At 72.5% G+C, this 17,783-nt stretch carries 12 protein-coding genes; 6 read left to right on the forward strand and 6 right to left on the reverse strand.

The features are described from left to right. Positions 1–176 precede the first annotated feature (176 nt). Positions 177–4,007 (forward strand): serine/threonine-protein kinase, encoded by a 3,831-nt coding sequence (locus tag WMF12_RS47930; protein WP_437857371.1) that lies wholly within the window; start codon positions 177–179, stop codon positions 4,005–4,007. 165 nt (positions 4,008–4,172) lie between these two features. On the opposite strand, the gene WMF12_RS47935 is transcribed toward WMF12_RS47930, so the two are convergent. From WMF12_RS47935 to WMF12_RS47945, 3 genes are all read right to left on the reverse strand, one after another. Beyond that, positions 4,173–4,481 (reverse strand): hypothetical protein, encoded by a 309-nt coding sequence (locus tag WMF12_RS47935; protein ID WP_437743383.1) that lies wholly within the window; start codon positions 4,479–4,481, stop codon positions 4,173–4,175. 147 nt (positions 4,482–4,628) lie between these two features. Further along, entirely contained in the window at positions 4,629–6,122 is a 1,494-nt protein-coding gene (gene gcvPB / locus WMF12_RS47940) for an aminomethyl-transferring glycine dehydrogenase subunit GcvPB (RefSeq protein WP_437857386.1), read from the reverse strand. 14 nt (positions 6,123–6,136) lie between these two features. After that, the gene (locus WMF12_RS47945) at positions 6,137–6,739 is read right to left on the reverse strand and encodes a hypothetical protein (protein WP_437857394.1); all 603 of its coding nucleotides are present in this window, start codon (positions 6,737–6,739) and stop codon (positions 6,137–6,139) included. A gap of 268 nt (positions 6,740–7,007) precedes the next feature. Between WMF12_RS47945 and WMF12_RS47950 the strand changes: the two genes are divergently transcribed. Then, the gene (locus WMF12_RS47950) at positions 7,008–8,747 is read left to right on the forward strand and encodes an FG-GAP repeat domain-containing protein (protein ID WP_437857405.1); all 1,740 of its coding nucleotides are present in this window, start codon (positions 7,008–7,010) and stop codon (positions 8,745–8,747) included. A gap of 137 nt (positions 8,748–8,884) precedes the next feature. On the opposite strand, the gene hemL is transcribed toward WMF12_RS47950, so the two are convergent. Continuing rightward, positions 8,885–10,198 carry a glutamate-1-semialdehyde 2,1-aminomutase gene (gene hemL, locus WMF12_RS47955; protein WP_437857417.1) on the reverse strand — a complete coding sequence of 438 codons (1,314 nt, stop codon included), beginning with the start codon at positions 10,196–10,198 and terminating at the stop codon, positions 8,885–8,887. A gap of 263 nt (positions 10,199–10,461) precedes the next feature. Between hemL and WMF12_RS47960 the strand changes: the two genes are divergently transcribed. Then, on the forward strand, positions 10,462–11,946 hold the full coding sequence (locus WMF12_RS47960) for a serine/threonine-protein kinase (RefSeq protein WP_437857428.1): 1,485 nt from the start codon (positions 10,462–10,464) through the stop codon (positions 11,944–11,946). A gap of 43 nt (positions 11,947–11,989) precedes the next feature. Here the strand turns inward: WMF12_RS47960 and WMF12_RS47965 are convergent, their stop codons facing one another. Further along, positions 11,990–12,553: a GNAT family N-acetyltransferase gene (locus WMF12_RS47965; protein WP_437857449.1), complete on the reverse strand. Its 564-nt coding sequence runs from the start codon at positions 12,551–12,553 to the stop codon at positions 11,990–11,992. A gap of 304 nt (positions 12,554–12,857) precedes the next feature. On the opposite strand from WMF12_RS47965, the gene WMF12_RS47970 reads away from it, so the two are divergent. From WMF12_RS47970 to WMF12_RS47980, 3 genes are all read left to right on the forward strand, one after another. Next, the gene (locus WMF12_RS47970; RefSeq protein ID WP_437857456.1) at positions 12,858–13,370 is read left to right on the forward strand and encodes a hypothetical protein; all 513 of its coding nucleotides are present in this window, start codon (positions 12,858–12,860) and stop codon (positions 13,368–13,370) included. 411 nt (positions 13,371–13,781) lie between these two features. Next, on the forward strand, positions 13,782–15,254 hold the full coding sequence (locus WMF12_RS47975; protein ID WP_437857464.1) for a ferritin-like domain-containing protein: 1,473 nt from the start codon (positions 13,782–13,784) through the stop codon (positions 15,252–15,254). Positions 15,255–15,429: 175 nt separating this feature from the next. Further along, complete coding sequence (locus tag WMF12_RS47980) at positions 15,430–16,194, forward strand: DUF4142 domain-containing protein (protein WP_437857471.1); 765 nt, start codon at positions 15,430–15,432, stop codon at positions 16,192–16,194. A 68-nt stretch (positions 16,195–16,262) separates the two neighbouring features. Here the strand turns inward: WMF12_RS47980 and WMF12_RS47985 are convergent, their stop codons facing one another. Next, on the reverse strand, positions 16,263–17,705 hold the full coding sequence (locus WMF12_RS47985) for an aldehyde dehydrogenase family protein (protein ID WP_437857481.1): 1,443 nt from the start codon (positions 17,703–17,705) through the stop codon (positions 16,263–16,265). Positions 17,706–17,783: the final 78 nt, after the last annotated feature.

Here is a 17,783-nt window from a genome sequence, read left to right on the forward strand (position 1 = left end):
ATCCTGCTCGCGGCGCGCTCCAGCGCCGCGCAGGGCTCGCGCGTCGCTGGAGCGCGCCCAATGCGTTCGGAGCGCGCTTCCCGTGCGCGTCCGGGCGCGCTTCGCTGCGCGTTCGCCGCGCGTTCCCCACGCGCTGCTTGCCACCGCTCGGCGCCGGTGATTTCTTGGTCCCACGCATGGGCCTGAGGAACGCGAGACCCGAGTTTGGAGGCACGCGTCGCTTCCAGGTCGTTCGCGTCGTGGGCCGCGGCGGGATGGGGGTTGTCTACGAGGCCTTCGACCGCGAGCGGAAGGGGCGGGTCGCGCTCAAGATCCTCCGGAATCTGAGCGCCGACGCGCGCCTCCGGTTCAAGAACGAGTTCCGCGCGCTCCAGGACATCCAGCACCCGAACCTGGTCAGCCTCGGCGAGCTTCACGAGGAAGAAGGGCAGCTCTTCTTCACGATGGAGCTCATCCGCGGCGTCGACTTCGTGGTCCACGTGCGGGTCCACGAGGAGGGCGACGCCGGGCCGAGGGGCGAGCCCGCGGGCGTCGGGCGCCGCTCGACCCTGCCGTCAAGCCCCATGTGGTCTGCTGTGCAGGGCCCTGCCTCGGAGCCACAGCCCCGGATCAATCGCCCCTTCCACGAGGCCCGCCTCCGCTCGGCCCTGGCGCAGCTCGCCCAGGGGCTCGCGGCGGTGCATGCGGCTTACAAGGTTCACCGCGATATCAAGCCTTCCAACGTCCTCGTCACCGCGGAAGAGCGGGTGGTCCTCCTCGACTTCGGCTTCGTCGCCGACGCGAGCGGCACAGGGCGCGAGCAGGCCGTCGTCGGAACGCTCCATTACATGGCGCCCGAGCAGGCCGAGGCCAAGGCGGCCGGGCCCGAGGCGGACATCTACAGTGTCGGGGTCATGCTTTACCTCGCGCTGACCGGCGTCTACCCGTTCCAGACGGCGCCCAAGGCGGCGCTCGACATGATGCGGCGAGCGGAGCCTCCGCCGCCGAGCCGGCTCGTCGAGGACATGCCCCCCGACATCGACGAGCTCTGCGTGGACATGCTCCGCATCGACCCGGCCGCCCGGCCGACGGCGCGCGACGTGCTGCGCCGGCTGCAGGTGCAGGAGCTTATCGAGGAGCCGCCCGTCCTCTCGCAGCGCATCGGCTTCGTCGGCAGGCGCAGCGAGCTCGCCGCGCTCGAGGGCGCGTTCGCGGAGGCGAAGCTCGGGCGCGCGGTCACGCGGTTCATCGAGGGCGAGTCGGGCGTCGGCAAGAGCGCGCTCCTGCGCCGGTTCCTGGAGCGCATCGACAAGGAGGCGCTCGTCCTCGCGGGGCGCTGCTACGAGCGCGAGGCGGTCCCCTACAAGGCGGTGGACGAGCTCATCGACGGGCTGAGCCGGCACCTCGTGCGCCGCCCCCCCGAGCAGGTCAAGGCGCTGCTGCCGCCCAACGCGGGCCTGCTCGGCACGGTGTTCCCGGTGTTCCGGACGGTCCCGGCGATCACGGAGGCGCGCGCTCGGCGCAAGGCGATCGACCCGCCCGAGATCCGCGCCCTCGTCTTCGCCGCGCTTCGGGAGCTGTTGGGCCGGCTCGCGGCCGAGCGGCCGCTGGTGCTCGCGATCGACGATCTCCAGTGGGCTGACGCCGACAGCGTCGCGCTGCTCTCGGAGGTGATGCGCCCGTGGACCGAGGCCGATCTCCACGCCGCGACCAGGCCTGGCTCGTTCGCCGGCCTCGATGGGCCCGTGTCCTCGGGCGCGCTGGTCGACCCCTCGCGCCCGCGCGCGATGATGCTCGTGGCGACGGTGCGGACCGCCTCGGAGACCGCGCCGCCCGTCTCGCGGCAGCTCGGGGTGCCGATCGACTCGCTCGGGCACATCATCCTCCACCGCCTGTCGCTCGCGGAGGCGCAGGAGCTCTGCGCGCTCCTCCTCCGGGGCGCCCAGGTCGGCCACCCGCTCAGCATCGAGGCGATCGCGCAGGAGGCCGGCGGCCACCCGCTGTTCATCGACGCGCTCCTGCGCCACCGGATGATGTCCCCGGACGCCGACGGCGGCCCGGTGCGCCTCGACGACGTCCTCTGGGCGCGGATCAGCCGGCTCGACCCGCGGGCGCGCCAGCTGCTCGAGCTCGTCGTGTGCGCCGGCGCGCCGGTGCTGACGTCGGTGGCCGCGCACGCCATGGCGGCGGATTTCGGGGAGCTCACGCGGGTGCTCTCGGCCCTGCGCGCGGCGAACCTCGTGCGGACCGGCGGCTCGGGTCAGGACGAGTTCCTCGAGCCGTTCCACAACCGCATCCGGGAGACGGTGGCGAGCCGGCTCGACGAGCAGACGGCGCGCAGCTGGCACGGCCGGCTCGCGCTGGCGCTGGAGGCCTCGGGGCGCGCGGAGCTCGAGGCGCTGGCCGAGCACTGGCGCGCCGCCGGGGACCCCGAGCGCGCCGCCGGCTACGCCGTGCGCGCCGGCGAGCACGCCGAGGCCGCGTTCGCGTTCGACCACGCGGCGCGCCTCTACCGCATGGCGATCGACCTCCACCTGCCTGGCGCGGCGGAGCGGCGGGTCGTGCTCGCCAAGCTCGGCGACGCCCTGAGCAGCGCGGGGCGCGGCGCCAAGGCAGCGGAGGCCTACATGGCCGCGAGCGACGGCGCCCCGGAGTCCGAGGCGATCGATCTCGGCCGCCGGGCCGCGGAGAACCTGCTCCGCGCCGGCTACGTCGACGCCGGGATGGCGGGCCTGCGCTCGGTGCTCGGCGCGGTCGGCATGCAGGTGCCGAAGACGCCGGAGCTCGCGGTCGCGTCGCTGATGCTGCGGCGCGCGCAGGTGCGCCTGCGCGGGCTCAACTTCGTCGAGCGCCCCGCCGACGAGGTCTCGCCCGAGGACCTCATGCGCATCGACGTCTGCTGGTCGGCGGCGATGGGGCTCGCCATCGTCGATCCCACGCGCGGCGCCGACTTCCAGGCGCGCAACCTCCTCCTGTCGCTCAAGGCGGGCGAGCCGTACCGCGTGACGCGCGCGCTCGCCTTCGAGGCGACCTACCTCGCGATCGACGGCGGCCCGTCCGCGTCCCGCGTCGCCGACCTGCTCTCGACGGCGAGCGCGATCGCGGCGCGCATCGGCAGGCCTCACGCGCTCGGCCTCGTCGGCTTCGTCGGCGGCGTCACCGCGACGCTGTTCGGCCGCTGGCAGCAGGGCGTGGCCGATCTCGACCGGGCGGACACCATCTTTCGTGAGCGCTGCACCGGCGTCACGTGGGAGCGGAGCTGGGCGCACACCTTCTCGGTCTGGGCGCTCTGGTACGGCGGCGAGACGCGCGAGTTCATGCGCCGGGTCCCGATGTACCTGCAGGCGGCCGACGAGCGCGGCGATCGCTACCTCGCCACGAGCCTCCGCTCCTCGCAGAGCAACGCCTACTGGCTCGTCGGCGACGACCCCGACTCCGCGCTGCGCCAGGCGCAGGACGCCATCCGGAGCTGGTCCAAGGCGGGCTTCCAGCTGCAGAGCTACTTCGATCTCGTCGCCCGCGCGCACATCGGCCTGTACCGGGGCGAGGGCGAGGCGACGTACCGCCTCTTCGCGGAGCAGCGGGCGGGCCTCGAGAGCTCGCTCGTCCTGCGCATCCAGGCCGTGCGCATCATCATCACCCACCTCCGGGCCTGCGCCGCGCTGGCCGCCGCCGCCGCGTCCACGCCGGCCGACGCGGAGCCGCTGTACGAGGAGGCGACGCGCGCCGCCCGCAAGATCGACGCGGAGCACATGCCCTGGGCCGACCCGCTCGCGGCCGCGGTGCGCGCCGCGATCGCCGCGGCCCGCGGCGAGGGAGAGGCGGCCGTCCAGCAGCTCGCCGACGCGGTGCGCGGCTTCGAGGCCGCCGGCATGGCCCTCTACGCCGCGGCGGCGCGGCGCCGCCACGGCGAGCTGCTGAAGGGCGACGAGGGCCGCGCCGCCGTCGAGGCGGCGAACGGCTGGATGCACGAGCAGGGCATCGTGAGCCCGGACCGCATGACCACCATGCTCCTCCCCGGCTTCTAGCGGGCTCACCCGCTTCGGATACGGGCCCATCTCGGCGTTTTCGGTGCTCAGCGTACAAGAGTACGCTTCCGCGCCGAAAACACCGAGCTGGACCCGTCTCCTGTGCGGGTGAGCTCCGGCGACGGTCGGGGGAAGGGAAGGGGAGGGGGAGCCGGCGGGCGCGCCTCAGGGCTTCACGCGCAGGACGGCCGTGCCCTTCGCCTTGCCGTAGAGCTGCTTGATCTCGATCTTGTACTCGCCGGGGGACGATGCGCTGAACTCGACGGGGGAGGCGCTCTGCGGCTTGCCGGTGGGCAGATCGCGCAGCACGCGCTCGATGATGATCTTCCCGGACGGGGAGCGGATCTTGATGTTGAACGGCGGGGTCGCCTCGTCGTAGGCACGGAACACGAGGCGCACGCTGTCTCCGACCGAGACCGGGGTGGTCTGGCTGATCGTCTCGATGTCGCCTTCGTTCTCAACGGTATCGGCCACGCGTCGCTCGTCCCGTGAGGTGCCTCACTGCGGTCCCTCGGCGCTCATTGTAGTCGCGTCTGGCGGAGATTCGCGAATTTGGAGCGCGCGGCCGGCTGGCGCCGCCCGCCGGAGGAGGCCGACCGCGGGCCGCCTCCTCCGGGGAGCTCAGCCCTTCGACCATCGCAGGCGCGGCTGGCGCGCGGCGCGGGCCTCGTCGAGGCGGCCGACCACCGTGCCGTGGGGCGCCTGCTTCACGACCTCCGGCGTCTCCTGCGCCTCCTTGAGGATGCTGAGCATCGCGGCCACGAACTCGTCGAGGGTCTCGCGGGTCTCCGTCTCCGTCGGCTCGATCATCAGGGCGCCGGGCACGACCAGCGGGAAGTAGACCGTGGGCGCGTGAAAGCCGTAGTCGAGCAGCCGCTTGGCGACGTCGAGCGTCTTGACCCCGGTCTCCTTCTCCAGCTGGCTGTCGGAGAGCACCACCTCGTGCATGCACGGCTGCGGCACCGGCGCGAGGTAGTGGTCCTTCAGCTTGGCCCACAGGTAGCGCGCGTTGAGCACGGCGAGGCTGCTCGCCGCCGTGAGGCCGTCGCCGCCCATCTCGCGGATGTACGTGTACGCCCGGATGAACATCCCGAAGTTGCCCGTGAAGGCCCGGAGCCGCCCGACGCTCTGGGGCCGGTCGCGGTCCCACGCGAAGGCGTCGCCGCGCCGCACGAGGACGGGCGAGGGCTGGAACGGCTCCAGGTGCTTCTTGAAGCAGACCGGCCCGGAGCCGGGGCCGCCGCCGCCGTGCGGGGTCGTGAACGTCTTGTGCAGGTTGATGTGGATGACGTCCATGCCGACGTCGCCCGGGCGCGCGTGCCCCATGATCGCGTTCGTGTTCGCGCCGTCCCCGTACACGAGCCCGCCCTTGTCGTGGATGAGCTTGATGATCGCCGGCAGGTGCGTCTCGTAGGCCCCGAGGGTGTTCGGGTTCGTGATCATCAGCCCGCAGACGTCGCCGTCCGACCCCTCGCGCTCGATCGCGGCGAGGACCTGCTCGGGGTGGGTGATGCCGTCGGCGGTCTTCTCGATCCGGACGGCCACGAGCCCGTTGAGCGCGCAGCTCGCCGGGTTCGTGCCGTGGGCGCTCTCCGGGATGAACACCTTCCTCGGCGAGCGCCCCTTCGACTCGTGGAACGCCCGCATCATCATCAGCCCGGCGAGCTCGCCCTGCGCGCCCGCGGAGGGCTGCAGCGAGCAGCCGTCCATCCCGCTGACCTCGCAGAGCGCCTCCTGCAGGCGCCACATCACCTCGAGCGAGCCCTGGCTGAGCTCGTCGGGCGTCATCGGGTGCAGCTTCGCGAATCCGGGGATGCGCGCGGCCCACTCGTTGATCTTCGGGTTGTACTTCATCGTGCACGACCCGAGCGGGTACATCTGCCCGTCGATGCAGAAGTTCCACTGCGAAAGCCGGATGAAGTGCCGGAAGGCCTCCGGCTCGCTCACCTCCGGCAGGCCGGCTGGCTCCTTGCGGGCGAGCGCGCCGTAGTGGGCGGCGGGCTCGACCTCGGGCACGTCGAGCGGGGGGAGCGACGCGCCGGTCCTGCCCGGCGTGCCACGCTCGAAGATGGGGGGTTCGCGGAACTGAATGCCTCGAGGCTGCGGTTGGGTCATCGGGGGCTGTTATGTCAGAGGCCGGGGGGCTCGGCAGGTGCTTCGTCAGAGGGAGCGGCGGGCGGCTCGGGCGCGCCTTCCTCCTGGTTCGCGCTGTCCCAGTCGCCGCCGCCCATGTCAGAGGCGCCGGAGCCCCCGATCGACTTCAGATCCGGGAGCATGTTGCGCTGCTTGACCGCTTCCCAGGGCTCGCCGACCTCGTCCTTGTTGCGGCCGATCTCGCCCGCCAGCCGGTCGTCGACGTTCTCGCCCTCCGGCCGCGTGTACTTGAAGTACCCCCGGCCTTCCTTGGTCGCGCTCTGCCCGATCGCGCCGATGGTGTGCTCGGTCCACGTGAATTTGATGAGGTCGCCTGTCACCGTCCCGTGCAGCACGCCCCAGCGATCCTTGACCGGACGGATCCAGCGCCCCTCGATGGCGTCGTTGTCCTGCACGAGGTGCAGGTAGCCGTAGAGCTCGCTGTAATAGACCCCCGTCCAGTCGCCGCCTTCGGGCATGTCACCGGCTTGCACCTTGGCCGTCTTGGGCGCGGGATTCGAGCTGCAGCCAAGCGCCGTCGTCCCCATCAGGAGGGCACATGCGGCGCCAGCAATCCAAAGCCGTCGCGATACGTTCATGGCGGCGGAGCCTAGCACAGCACCTACCCGCACCCATACCCCCGCCATGCGTCTCCGACGTCGCGCGGGGGCGCGAGCGGAGGTGGGGAACGGGGGTGGGAGCGTGCGCGCTACGTCACGAACGTGTACTTGCCTCCCTCCTGCAATGAGGTGTGCCACCTGCGCGCCAGAAGGAGGAGCGTAACGTACCGTTCGGCGTGTGCGCGACTGCGTCAATTTTCCGCTTCCACCTCCTTGTAGGGCCCGGAGCGCTGGTAAGCTCCCTGGCATGATGAACTCCCTTGTCTCCAACCGAGGTTTTGTAATTCCCGGTAGAATCGCTCTCTTCACCAGCGTCCTCGCCCTCGCGGCCTGCGAAGGGCAGCTCGGCAACCTCGACGGCACCTCTCCCACCACCGGCAGCGGCAGCGGCAGTGGCTCCTCTGGCTCCGGTGGCTACCGCCCCCCCGTCGGTGGGGGCTCCAAGCCGCTGCCGGCCGCCGCGTCGTGCGCTCCGGCGTCGAGCGGCTCCTCCGACGTCGCGGAGCCCCAGCTCCTCCTCCAGCTGTCCGACGACGACGAGAGCGCGTGGCTCGGGTCGCCGGTGGTCGCCGATCTTGACGGCGACGGCGAGCAGGAGATCCTGGTGACGCACAACGGCAACGTCGTCGTCTGGGGCCCCGACGGCGAGCAGAAGTGGCGCTACGACGAGTCGCGTCAGAACGGCCGCATCTGGGCGAGCCCGATCGTCGCGGACTTCCGCGGCGACGGGCAGCTCGAGGTGGTCTTCGCGGCGCGCACCACGATCTACATGCTCGACGCGAGCGGCCAGCTGGTGAGCGGCTGGCCCGTCACCTGGAACGACGAGATCCGCTCCCTCGCCGCGGGCGACATCGACGGCGACGGTCAGCTCGACGTCGTCGCCGCGAGCACCGACAGGTCCCCCGACTACTCCGACATCCTGATGGCCTTCCACGCGAGCGGGTCGGCGGTCGCTGGCTTCCCGCCGATCGAGAGCCAGACGATCGGCTGCGACGCGCGCCGCAGCGACGACGCCGAGTGCTGGATCGTGGGCGCCTACGACCAGAACCTGGCCATCGGTGATCTCGACGGCGATGGATCGCAGGACATCGTCTCGCCGATGGATAACTCCTATGCCGGGTTCTACCACGGCACGGGAGAGGCCTTCGACGCGAATCCCATGTTCGAGGGCCGCCCGAAGACGCCGGGCGTGCGGTACATGCACGATCTCGAGCTCGCGCAGCAGGGCTTCGGCGACAGCAGCGACCTGCAGGCCTATTTCAAGAACTCGGCCCCTGCGATCGCGGACCTCGACGGCGACGGCACGCCGGAGATCATCATGCTCGCGGCGGCCGAGGACGTCGCCATGAATGACCAGTCCCAGGGCGTCGGCCTGTGGGCGGTCCGCAACGACGCGAGCCGCATCGAGGGGTGGGAGAGCCCGTTCTACGCGCCGGACTACCTGTCCGGCGGCGAGGATTTCGACGGCAACATCGTGGCCATGACGCAGCAGGTGACCGTGGCCGATCTCGACGCGACGCACGCCGGGCCCGAGATGATCTTCGCGGGCCTGGACGGGCGGATCCACGCGGTCTACGCCGACAAGACCGAGTTCTGGGACGTCACCTACACGGACGACACGCAGGTGCTCACGGGCGGCGTCGTGGTCGGGGATCTGTCGGGCGACGGCATCCCCGAGGTCGTGTTCAACACCTACTCGACCGAGGAGGACAGGAGCCACCTCTTCGTCCTCGACGCTGGCGGCACGATCCTCCACCAGATCGCGCTGCCGCGGCTCGGCGCGATGCCGGTGCCGACGCTCGCCGACGTGAACGGCGACGGGACGATCGAGATCGTCGTGTCGCTCCGCGAGATCGGGTGGGACGGGGCGGACCCGGAGCCGAACACGTACGTGTACACGGTGCCGGGATCGGCGACGAACTGCCTGCTCTGGCCGACCGCGCGCGGCAACTACTACAGAAACGGCTGGGTCCGCGCGGCGGACTGACACGCTCCGAGGACCGTTCGCGCCGGCGCTGAAGAAGGAGCGCCGGCGCGGGGAGGGCCGATCGCCGCGGCGGTCGGCCCTTCGCCGTCCTGGCCTCGCCGTCGCGGGTGTCCTCCTGGGAGAGGCCGGCGCGGCCCTCAGGCCGCGAGCGCCTCGCGGCAGGCGGCGATCGTCCGCTCGATGTCCTCTTCCGAGTGCGCGCCGCTCAGGAACGCCGCCTCGTACTGCGACGGAGGCCAGTAGACGCCTCGCGCGAGCATCGCCGCGTGGAAGGCGCTGAAGCGCTTCGTGTCGGACGTGGCGGCGTCGGTCCAGGAGCGGACTGGGCCCTTCGTGAAGAACAGCGTGATCATCGAGCCGACCCGCTGGACGCACGCGGCCGCGCCAGCGCCCTCGGCGGCGGCCCGGAGGCCCGCCTCGAGGGAAGCGCCGAGCTTCTCGAGCCGCTCGTAGAGAGCGGGCGTGAGGCGATCGAGCGTCGCGAGCCCCGCCGTGACCGCGAGCGGGTTGCCGCTGAGCGTGCCCGCCTGGTACACGGGGCCGAGCGGCGAGACGACGCGCATCACGTCGGCGCGGCCGCCGTAGGCCGCGAGGGGCATGCCGCCGCCGACGATCTTGCCGAGCGTCGTCAGATCCGGCCGGAGGCCGAAGCGCTCCTGCGCGCCGCCGCGGGCGAGGCGGCAGCCGGTCATCACCTCGTCGAAGATCGAGAGCGCGCCGTGCTTGCGGCAGAGGTCGATCACGAGGGCGAGGAACCCGGGCTCGGGCGGGACGCAGCCCATGTTGCCGACCACGGGCTCGAGGATGACCGCGGCGATGTCGCCGCCGCGCGCGGCGAAGGCGGCCTCGAGGGCGGCCGGGTCGTTGTAGGGCAAGGACAGCGTGGTGCGGGCGATGCTCTCGGGGACGCCGGCGGAGTCGGGGGCGCCGAAGGTGGCGAGCCCGCTGCCCGCCTTGACGAGCAGGTGATCGGCGTGGCCGTGGTAGCAGCCCTCGAACTTGATGATGGCGTCGCGGCGCGTGAAGCCGCGCGCGACGCGGATGGCGCTCATCGTGGCCTCGGTGCCGCTCGAGACGCAGCGCAGCATGTCGATGCTCGGGTAGAGCTCGCGGATCTTCTCGGCGAAGCGGACCTCGAGCTCGGTCGGCGCGCCGAACGAGAGGCCGCCGAGCGCTGCCTCGCGGACGGCCTCGATGACGGCGGGGTCCGCGTGGCCGAGGATGGCCGGCCCCCAGGAGCCGACGTAGTCGATGTACTCGGCCCCGTCGGCGTCGAACAGCCGCGCGCCCTGGGCGCGCGCGATGAACAGGGGGTCGCCGCCGACGGCGCGGAAGGCGCGCACGGGGCTGTTCACGCCGCCCGGCAGGACGGCGGCGGCGCGGTCGAACAGGGCTTTGGAGGCGGGGGCCCGGTCCGCGCGGGCGGGCGGAGCGCTTGTCGCGTTCGTCATCGTGCTCCGGCCATAGCAGGGGCGAGGCGGGGGAGCGACGCGGATCGCGGGCGAGGGGAAGCGGAGAAGGGCGCGCGCGGGGCGCCGCGGGCATCGCGGACGCCGGGATCGAGGCGTCGCGGGCGCGGGCGCGCCACACGAGCCTTTCCGGCGCGGTCGCGCTTGGCTATGGTGATCGTCTGGAGAGAGGGGCCGCGACCCGCGGCCGGGCTGCTCCTGGGGACCGCGGGCGCGGCTCCCCGAGCACCAGCATCTGGTGAGCCATGCGGATCTCCGAGGACCCCGCTCCGGGGCAGCGTCTCGGGCGATATGAGCTTCTGCGCCTCATCGGCGAAGGCGGGATGGCGCAGGTCTGGGCCGCGCGCATGGAGGGCTCCCGCGGCTTTCACAAGGTCGTCGCGCTGAAGACGCTCATCCCGGCGCTCGCGCGTGATCCGCAGTTCCAGCGCATGTTCCTCGACGAGGCGAACCTCGCCTCGAAGATCCACCACCGCAACGTGGTCGAGATCCTCGACCTCGGCGACACGGACGGCGTGCTCTTCCTCGTGATGGAGTGGATCGACGGGCAGACGATGCAGCAGCTGCTCCGGCCGGGCCTCCGTCCGATGCCGCTCTCCCCGGCGATCGCCTCGCGCATCGTGGCCGACGCGGCGCACGGGCTGCACGCGGCGCACGACCTCCACGACGACCGCGGGGAGCCGCTCGGCATCGTGCACCGCGACGTCTGCCCGCAGAACATCCTCATCGATCGCGACGGCACGGTGAAGGTGGCTGATTTCGGGATCGTGAAGGCGTTCGAGCGCCTGGGCGACACGACGCAGACGGGCGAGATCAAGGGCAAGGGCGAGTACATGTCGCCGGAGCAGGCGCAGGGCCAGCCGGTCGATCGCCGCTCGGACATCTTCTCGCTCGGCGTGGTGCTCTTCGAGGCGGTGACGGGCGCGCTCCCGTTCCAGGTGCTGCACGACCTCGTGCTGCCGCAGACCGGGGTGCCGGAGCCGCCGCGGCCCACGTTGATCGCGCCGCATTGCCCGCGTGATCTGGAGGAGATCATCGTGAAGGCGCTCGCGCGCGATCCGCGGCAGCGCTTCCAGACGGCGGGCGAGATGGCGAGCGCGCTGGAGGACTTCCTCATGCGGAGGTCGGGCGTGGTGACGCCCGCGCACGTGGCGGAGCTCCTCCTGGAGCGCTGCGGGGAGAGCATGGAGGAGGAGCGGCAGCGCATCGCGGCCGCCGTCGCCCCGCAGCAGCGCGCGGGGTGGCGGCCGAAGCCGGGCGCGACGCTGTCCGCGGGGCCGCCCTCCGAAGGCCGGCGGAGCGTGCGATCGGAGCCGCGGCGGGGGCTCGGCGGGCTGATGCGCGCCGGCGGCGACGCGCTGCGCCCGGTGGCGCTGCCGTGGCTCGTGGCCTCGGTGTCCACAGGCGTCGCGGTGGCGTCGCTCATGTTCGTCGCGCTGAGCCGGCCGAGGGATCAGCGGTCGCTCGTGGATCCGATCGCGGTGCAGATCGAGCCGAGCGCCGCGGTCGTGCGGCTGAACGGCGTGGTGCTCGGCGTGGGCAGCCAGGTCATCGCGCGGCCGATGCCGGGGGTGTCGCTCTCGGTCGACGTGCGATCGAGCGACGGCGTCTCGCAGACGGTGCAGATCACGTCGGAGTCCCCCGCGCGGATCCAGCTGAACCTGGCGCGCAAGGGCGAGGCCGGGACCGCGGCGCCGCCGGGCAGCAAGGGCGCGCCGGCGCCGAGATAGCGCGGGAGGGGGGACGCGCGCAGGCCGCTCGGGCGACCTCGGGTCACCTCGCGGCGCTGTCGGCGTCGCTGCGCAGGAGCCCGTAAATCGCGGTGTCGGTGTACCGCCCGTTGTAATACCAGTTCTCGCGGAGCAGCCCGTCCCGCACGAAGCCGAGCCGCTCCAGAACGCGCATGCTGGCGCGGTTCTCGGGATCGATGTGCGCTTCGACGCGGTGGAGGTCCATCGCGTCGAACCCGAAGGGGAGCATGGCGCGCAGCGCCTCGGTCATGATGCCCCGGTTCCAGTGCGCGGGCAGCAGCTCGTAGCCGATCTCCGCCCAGCGATGGGGCTTGTTCCAGCGCCAGAAGCCCGTGGTCCCGATGATCTCTCCGCTCTCGTGAAGGGTGATGCCCCAGCGGATGGATGTGGCGTCGCGGATCCCGTCGAGAATGGAAGCGATGCGCTGCTCCGCGTCGGCCAGCGAGCTGTCGGACGCGCGGCCGAAGTAGCGCGTCACCTCCGGGTCGGAGTGGATGCGGAGGATGGTCGCGGCGTCGGCGGGCTCGATCGCGCGGAGGCGGAGGCGCGGCGTCATCAGGGCAGGGAACGGATCGAACGACACCATCGAGTGAGGGGGATGGGCGGAGGTTCGGCGGACGTCAAGCGTCGGACACGGCGCTGGCCACCGCCGTCCGGGGCGGCGTTCGACTGGAGCGGTGCTCGCCTGGAGCGGCCTGCGATCCCGATCCTCGCCGTGCGTCCCTCGCTGTGCGTCGTGGGCGTCGCGCGCTGCGGGAGGGCGAGCGCTGTGCGTGCTGGAGGCTGGGGGACGCGCGCCGTCCGAGCTGGCGCGCGCGAGGGGGCGGGCGACGCAGCGGGCTTGACGGCGCGGCGACCTCGTCCGAGATCCGCGGAGGAGGACACGGCGCATGGCTCCGCTCGAGGATCGGCAACCGGAGCAGCTCGCCGCGATCGACGAGGCGGAGAGCGCTGCCCGCGGCGGGCGCGGCGCGGGCTCTGGGGCACCGGGGCACCGCGTGCGCTTTGCGCTCGGGATCTCCGAGCTGCCCGGCGAGCGCGCGGTGGTCGTGCTTCACGAGGACACGATCCTGCGCTGGCGGCCCACGCCGAAGCGGCCGGATGGCGCGCTCTCGCGGCTCTCCGAGGTGGCCGTAGGCGCTGCGATCGCGGTCGAACACGGCGGCATCTGGGATGAGGGGCTTGTCCTCGGCCGCGTGGTGCGCCCGGCGCGCGAGGGGGGCTTTCAGGTCGACGGCGACGTGGAGCGCTATCCATCCATCGCCGACGCCGAGCACGCGCACGGCCCGCTCGAGGCGGGCGAGCCGCAAGCGCCGCCGGCGAGGACCGGCGAGCCGGCGTTCGAGCTGGGCGAGCCGATCGGGCGCGACGCGCGCGGGATCGGGCGCAGGGCGAGGAGGTAGCTGCCCTGCCGGCGCGGCAGCGCGCGGCCTCGCGCCGTGCTTCGCGACCATGTCTCCGCAGAACAGCTCATCTCGCTGCTCGGCTCCGGACGGGTGTGAGGGATGAGCGCGCTGGGGCAGCTCCGCTGAAGATAGATCATGGAGAGTCGCTCGGCTCCGAGCAGGTACTCTGAGGAATAGAAGACTGGACCCCTCAGAAAACATGGCACGGGTCGCCGAGGCGGCCCGCTCTGGTGTGGAATCCCGGAGAGGGCTGTGCACCGCCGAGGGCGCGCGCTTCTCGGCAGGTCCGGCGAGCATCGATGTCCAGGCCCGAACCGTTCGACTCGGTTGAAGCGCGCTCGCTCCGCGACGGCGCCGCCGCGAGCCGGCCGGTCCGGCGTCGCGCGCCCCTCTGCTACCCTTCCGCGAATGGATCGTCACCGCTCGCTCCGCATGACCCTCCTCCTCGCCGCTGGCGCCGCCGGCTGCTCCAACGCGAAGAGCCCCGAGATCGCGGTCGTCACGCTCGGCGAGCCGCAGGCCACGCCCCGCGACGCCGGCGTCCCGGACGAACAAGCCGCGCCCCGGCCACCGCGCGGCGTGGGCTGGGTAGAGGAGCGGGACGGCACCGTGCACCGCGCCACGCGGGTCCGGTGCGACGCGACCATCGACCAGCGCGCGTGCAGCGGCACGGAGCGAACGTTCCAGTGTAGGACGGACGCCGACTGCCACGAGGGACCCCGCGGAAAGTGCGTGAGCTCGTTCGGGCAGATAGGCGCGTATTGCGGCTGCGAGTACGCCTGCGAGAGCGACGCGGAGTGCGGCGCGTCCGAGGCCTGCGTGTGCAAGGGGACAGGCGCCCTCCGAGAGCAGCACTCGGTCTGCGCAAAGGCCCTCTGCTCGGTCGACGCCGATTGCCCCGGCAGCACCTGCGGCCTGTCGGCGTACTTCAACGGCTGCTGGGAGCAGGTGACGCTCGCCTGCCGCACCGAGGAAGATACCTGCCTGCGCGACGCGGACTGCCGATCTTCTGACGAGAACCGCGGCGCCGCCTGCGTCGTCACCGACCCGGAGGGAGAGCGCGTGCGCTGGGAGTGCGCTGGGATCTCTTGCGCCATCGGCCGCCCGTTCGTCGTCGACGGCCAGCCGCGCGCCGCGCAGGGCGCCGCGCGCGACGACTGGCGCGCTCCCGCCGAGCTCGATGTCGCGTCCCTCTCGCCCGAGGTGCGCGAGCTCGCCGCGGCGCACTACGCCGCCGTGGCCGCGCTCGAGCACGCGTCCATCGCGAGCTTCGCCCGCTTCTCCCTCCAGCTCCTCGCGCTCGGCGCGCCGGCCGCCCTCGTCGGCGAGGCGCACCGCGCCGCGCTCGACGAGGTGGAGCACGCGCGCCTCGCCTACGGCGTCGCCTCCCGCCTCGCCGGCCGGGCCATCGGCCCCGGGCCGCTGCTCGAGGCGGCAACGGCGCCGCTCGGCGCCAGCGTCGCCGAGGTGGTGGAGGCGCTCGTCGAGGAGGGCTGCGTAGGCGAGGCGCTGGGCGCGGCGGAGGGCCGTGAGATCGCGCAGCGCGCGGGGGATCCGGCGCTCGCGGCCACGCTCGCGCGCATCGCCGCCGACGAGGAGCGGCACGCGGCGCTCTCGTGGAGGGCGCTCTCGTGGATGCTCGCGACGTTCGGCGAGCCGGCGCGCTCCGCGGCGGAGCGGGCGTTCTCCCGCGCCGCCGCCCGCTACGCCGTCGACCCGGCCCCCGGGCCCGCCGTGCACGAGGCGCTCGGCCTGCTCCCGGCGCGCGCGCTCGGGGCGCTGCGCCGCGAGGTGCTCGCCGAGGTCATCGCGCCGTGCCGCGCGGCCTTACCGGGGCTGTCGCGCGACAGCGTCGCCGCGCAACCGTCGAGTCCGCCATAGGCATTCTCCTGAACGCAAGCGGACTGATGAGGCAGATTCGCCCACTCCTGTAGCAACTTGCCACAGCGGGGAGGGGGGCAGTCGCGTGGATTCGGGAGAAAATGGGGCACCCGTGCCGTGCACCGGATCTTGCACGGGGGCCGGCACTCGAATCCACGTGAGGAGGTCTTTACCCATGGTTGCATCGCGCAACGCTCTCGTCCTGACGATCGGTCTCGCTGTTGGCGTCGGCTGCTCCAACCCGCCCCCGGCGAGCAGCCCCAGCACGAACGAAGCACCACTGCAGCCGGCCCCGACCGCCGCCCCGCCGCTGCCGGAGGAGGCGCCTCCCGCGACGCCGCCGGCTCCACAGCCCGGCACCGAGCCGCAGGCGGGGGCGACGCAGCCGGGGACGGCCACGACGCCGAGCGCCCCGGCCGAGGCCCCGCTGACCGACGAGCAGATCCTCGCCGTGCTCGACGCCGCGAACAAGAAGGAGATCGACGAGGCCCAGCTCGCGCAGACGAAGGCCAAGAGCAAGGACGTGAAGGCCTATGCCAAGGTCATCGCCCAGCACCACACCGAGGCCAAGGCGAAGCAGGCCAAGCTGGTCAAGAAGCTCGGTATCACGGCGGCTGACTCGGACAAGAGCAAGCAGCTCACCGAAGAGACGCAAAGCGCGCTCGAGCAGCTGAAGGCGCTGCAAGGGGCCGATTTCGATCAGCAGTTCGTGGCCACAATGATCAAGGATCACCAGAACACGCTCGACTTCCTCGACAGGAAGGCGCTGCCGAACGCGAAGAACGCCGATCTGAAGGCGATGGTCGAGAAGGACCTCCGGCCGACGATCGAGAAGCACCTGAAGGACGCGGAGGCGCTCTCGCAGAAGCTCGGTCCTGCGGGCGCGGGCGCGCAGCCGCCGGCGCCTGGCACGAAGGAGGCCGCGCCCCCGCCGAAGTAGTCGGCCGTAGGCGAGGACGGAAGAGGGAGGCGAGAGCGGGGCGCGCGGTCAGCGCCGATGCGCCCCGCTCAGCTGAGGGAGACCCAGACCGACTTCAGCTGCGTCAGCTCGTCCAGCACCGCGCGGCCGTTCTCCCGCCCGAAGCCGGACTGTTTGGTTCCGCCATACGGGCTCGCCGCGTCGAAGCGGTTGTACGTGTTGATCCAGACCGTGCCCGCCGAGAGGCGCGTGGCCAGCGCGTGCGCCTTGCCGACGTCGCGCGTCCAGATGCCCGCCGCGAGGCCGAACTCGGTCGCGTTCGCGACGCGCGCGGCCTCCTCCACGTCGTCGAAGGGGAGGACCGCCAGCACGGGGCCGAAGATCTCCTCGCGGGCGAGGCTCATCGACGGGGAGACCGCCGAGAACACCGTCGGCTCGACGAAGAACCCCGGGCCCTCGCGGCGCCCGCCGGTCTCGCGGCGCGCCCCCTCGGCCGCGCCACGGTCGATGTAGCCGAGCACCTTCGTGAAGTGCGCCTCCGAGACGAGGGGGCCCATCTGCGTCGACGGATCGAGCGGATCGCCAGGGACCATCCGGCGCGCGCCGCTCGTGACCACCTCCAGCACGCGGTCGTGCACCGCCCGCTCCACGAGGAGCCGGCTCCCCGCCGTGCAGAGCTCGCCCTGGTTGTAGAAGATGGCCGTCACCGCCGCCTTCGCGGCGCTCTCCACGTCCGCGTCCGCGAAGACGATGTTGGGGCTCTTGCCGCCCAGCTCCAGCGACAGCTTCTTCAGCGTGCCCGCCGCCGCGCGCATGATCGTCCTGCCCGTCTCCGTGCCGCCCGTGAACGAGATCTTCGCGACGCCCGGGTGCTCGACCAGCGCAGCCCCCGCCTCCTCGCCGTGCCCCGTGACGACGTTGACGACGCCCGGCGGCACCCCCGCCTCCGCGAGGAGGCGCGCCAGCTCCAGCGTCGTGAGGCTCGCCTCCTCCGGCGGCTTGACGACCACCACGTTGCCCACCGCGAGCGCGGGCGCCACCTTCCGCGCCGCGAGCAAGAGCGGGAAGTTCCAGGGGATGATCGCGCCGATGACGCCGAGCGGCTCGCGCACGGTGTAGTTCAGGAACGGACCCCGGACCGGGATCGTCTCGCCGCCGAGCTTCGTCGCCCACCCGGAGAAGTAGAAGAACGTGTCCGCCGTACGCGGCACGTCGATCGTCCGCGCGGCCGTGATCGGCTTGCCCGTGTCGAGCGCCTCGAGCCGCGCCAGCTCCTCGCACCGCGCGAGGATCAGCTCCCCCGCCTTCCACAGGATGCGCGCGCGCTCGTTCGGATCCATCGCCGCCCAGCGCGGAAACGCCGCGCGCGCGGACGCCACGGCGGCGTCCACGTCCTCGCGGCGGCCGCGGGCGAGCCGCGCGAGCGCCCCGCCCGTCGCGGGGTTCGCGGTCTCGAACGTCTCGCCGGAGAGCGCCTCCCGCTCGGCGTTGTCGATCCAAAGCCTCTTCACCGTCTCGCGCGTGTCACCCATGCCCCCGTCGTAAACCCGCGCACCCGGGCGCGGCAAGCGGCGATGACACCCGCCCCGGCGTGCGGGATACTCGCGCTG

It is taken from the genome of Sorangium sp. So ce363 (genome assembly GCF_051520435.1).
GTDB classification, from domain to species: Bacteria; Myxococcota_A; Polyangia; order Polyangiales; family Polyangiaceae; genus Sorangium; species Sorangium cellulosum_B.

Bases quoted from the DNA above. Each gene is read 5' to 3' on its own strand.
- WMF12_RS47930 (WP_437857371.1), top strand. From the start codon at position 177: ATGGGCCTGAGGAACGCGAGACCCGAGTTTGGAGGCACGCGTCGCTTC.
- gcvPB (WP_437857386.1), bottom strand. From the start codon at position 6,122: ATGACCCAACCGCAGCCTCGAGGCATTCAGTTCCGCGAACCCCCCATC.
- WMF12_RS47945 (WP_437857394.1), bottom strand. From the start codon at position 6,739: ATGAACGTATCGCGACGGCTTTGGATTGCTGGCGCCGCATGTGCCCTC.
- WMF12_RS47950 (WP_437857405.1), top strand. From the start codon at position 7,008: ATGATGAACTCCCTTGTCTCCAACCGAGGTTTTGTAATTCCCGGTAGA.
- hemL (WP_437857417.1), bottom strand. From the start codon at position 10,198: ATGACGAACGCGACAAGCGCTCCGCCCGCCCGCGCGGACCGGGCCCCC.
- WMF12_RS47960 (WP_437857428.1), top strand. From the start codon at position 10,462: ATGCGGATCTCCGAGGACCCCGCTCCGGGGCAGCGTCTCGGGCGATAT.
- WMF12_RS47965 (WP_437857449.1), bottom strand. From the start codon at position 12,553: ATGGTGTCGTTCGATCCGTTCCCTGCCCTGATGACGCCGCGCCTCCGC.
- WMF12_RS47970 (WP_437857456.1), top strand. From the start codon at position 12,858: ATGGCTCCGCTCGAGGATCGGCAACCGGAGCAGCTCGCCGCGATCGAC.
- WMF12_RS47975 (WP_437857464.1), top strand. From the start codon at position 13,782: ATGGATCGTCACCGCTCGCTCCGCATGACCCTCCTCCTCGCCGCTGGC.
- WMF12_RS47980 (WP_437857471.1), top strand. From the start codon at position 15,430: ATGGTTGCATCGCGCAACGCTCTCGTCCTGACGATCGGTCTCGCTGTT.
- WMF12_RS47985 (WP_437857481.1), bottom strand. From the start codon at position 17,705: ATGGGTGACACGCGCGAGACGGTGAAGAGGCTTTGGATCGACAACGCC.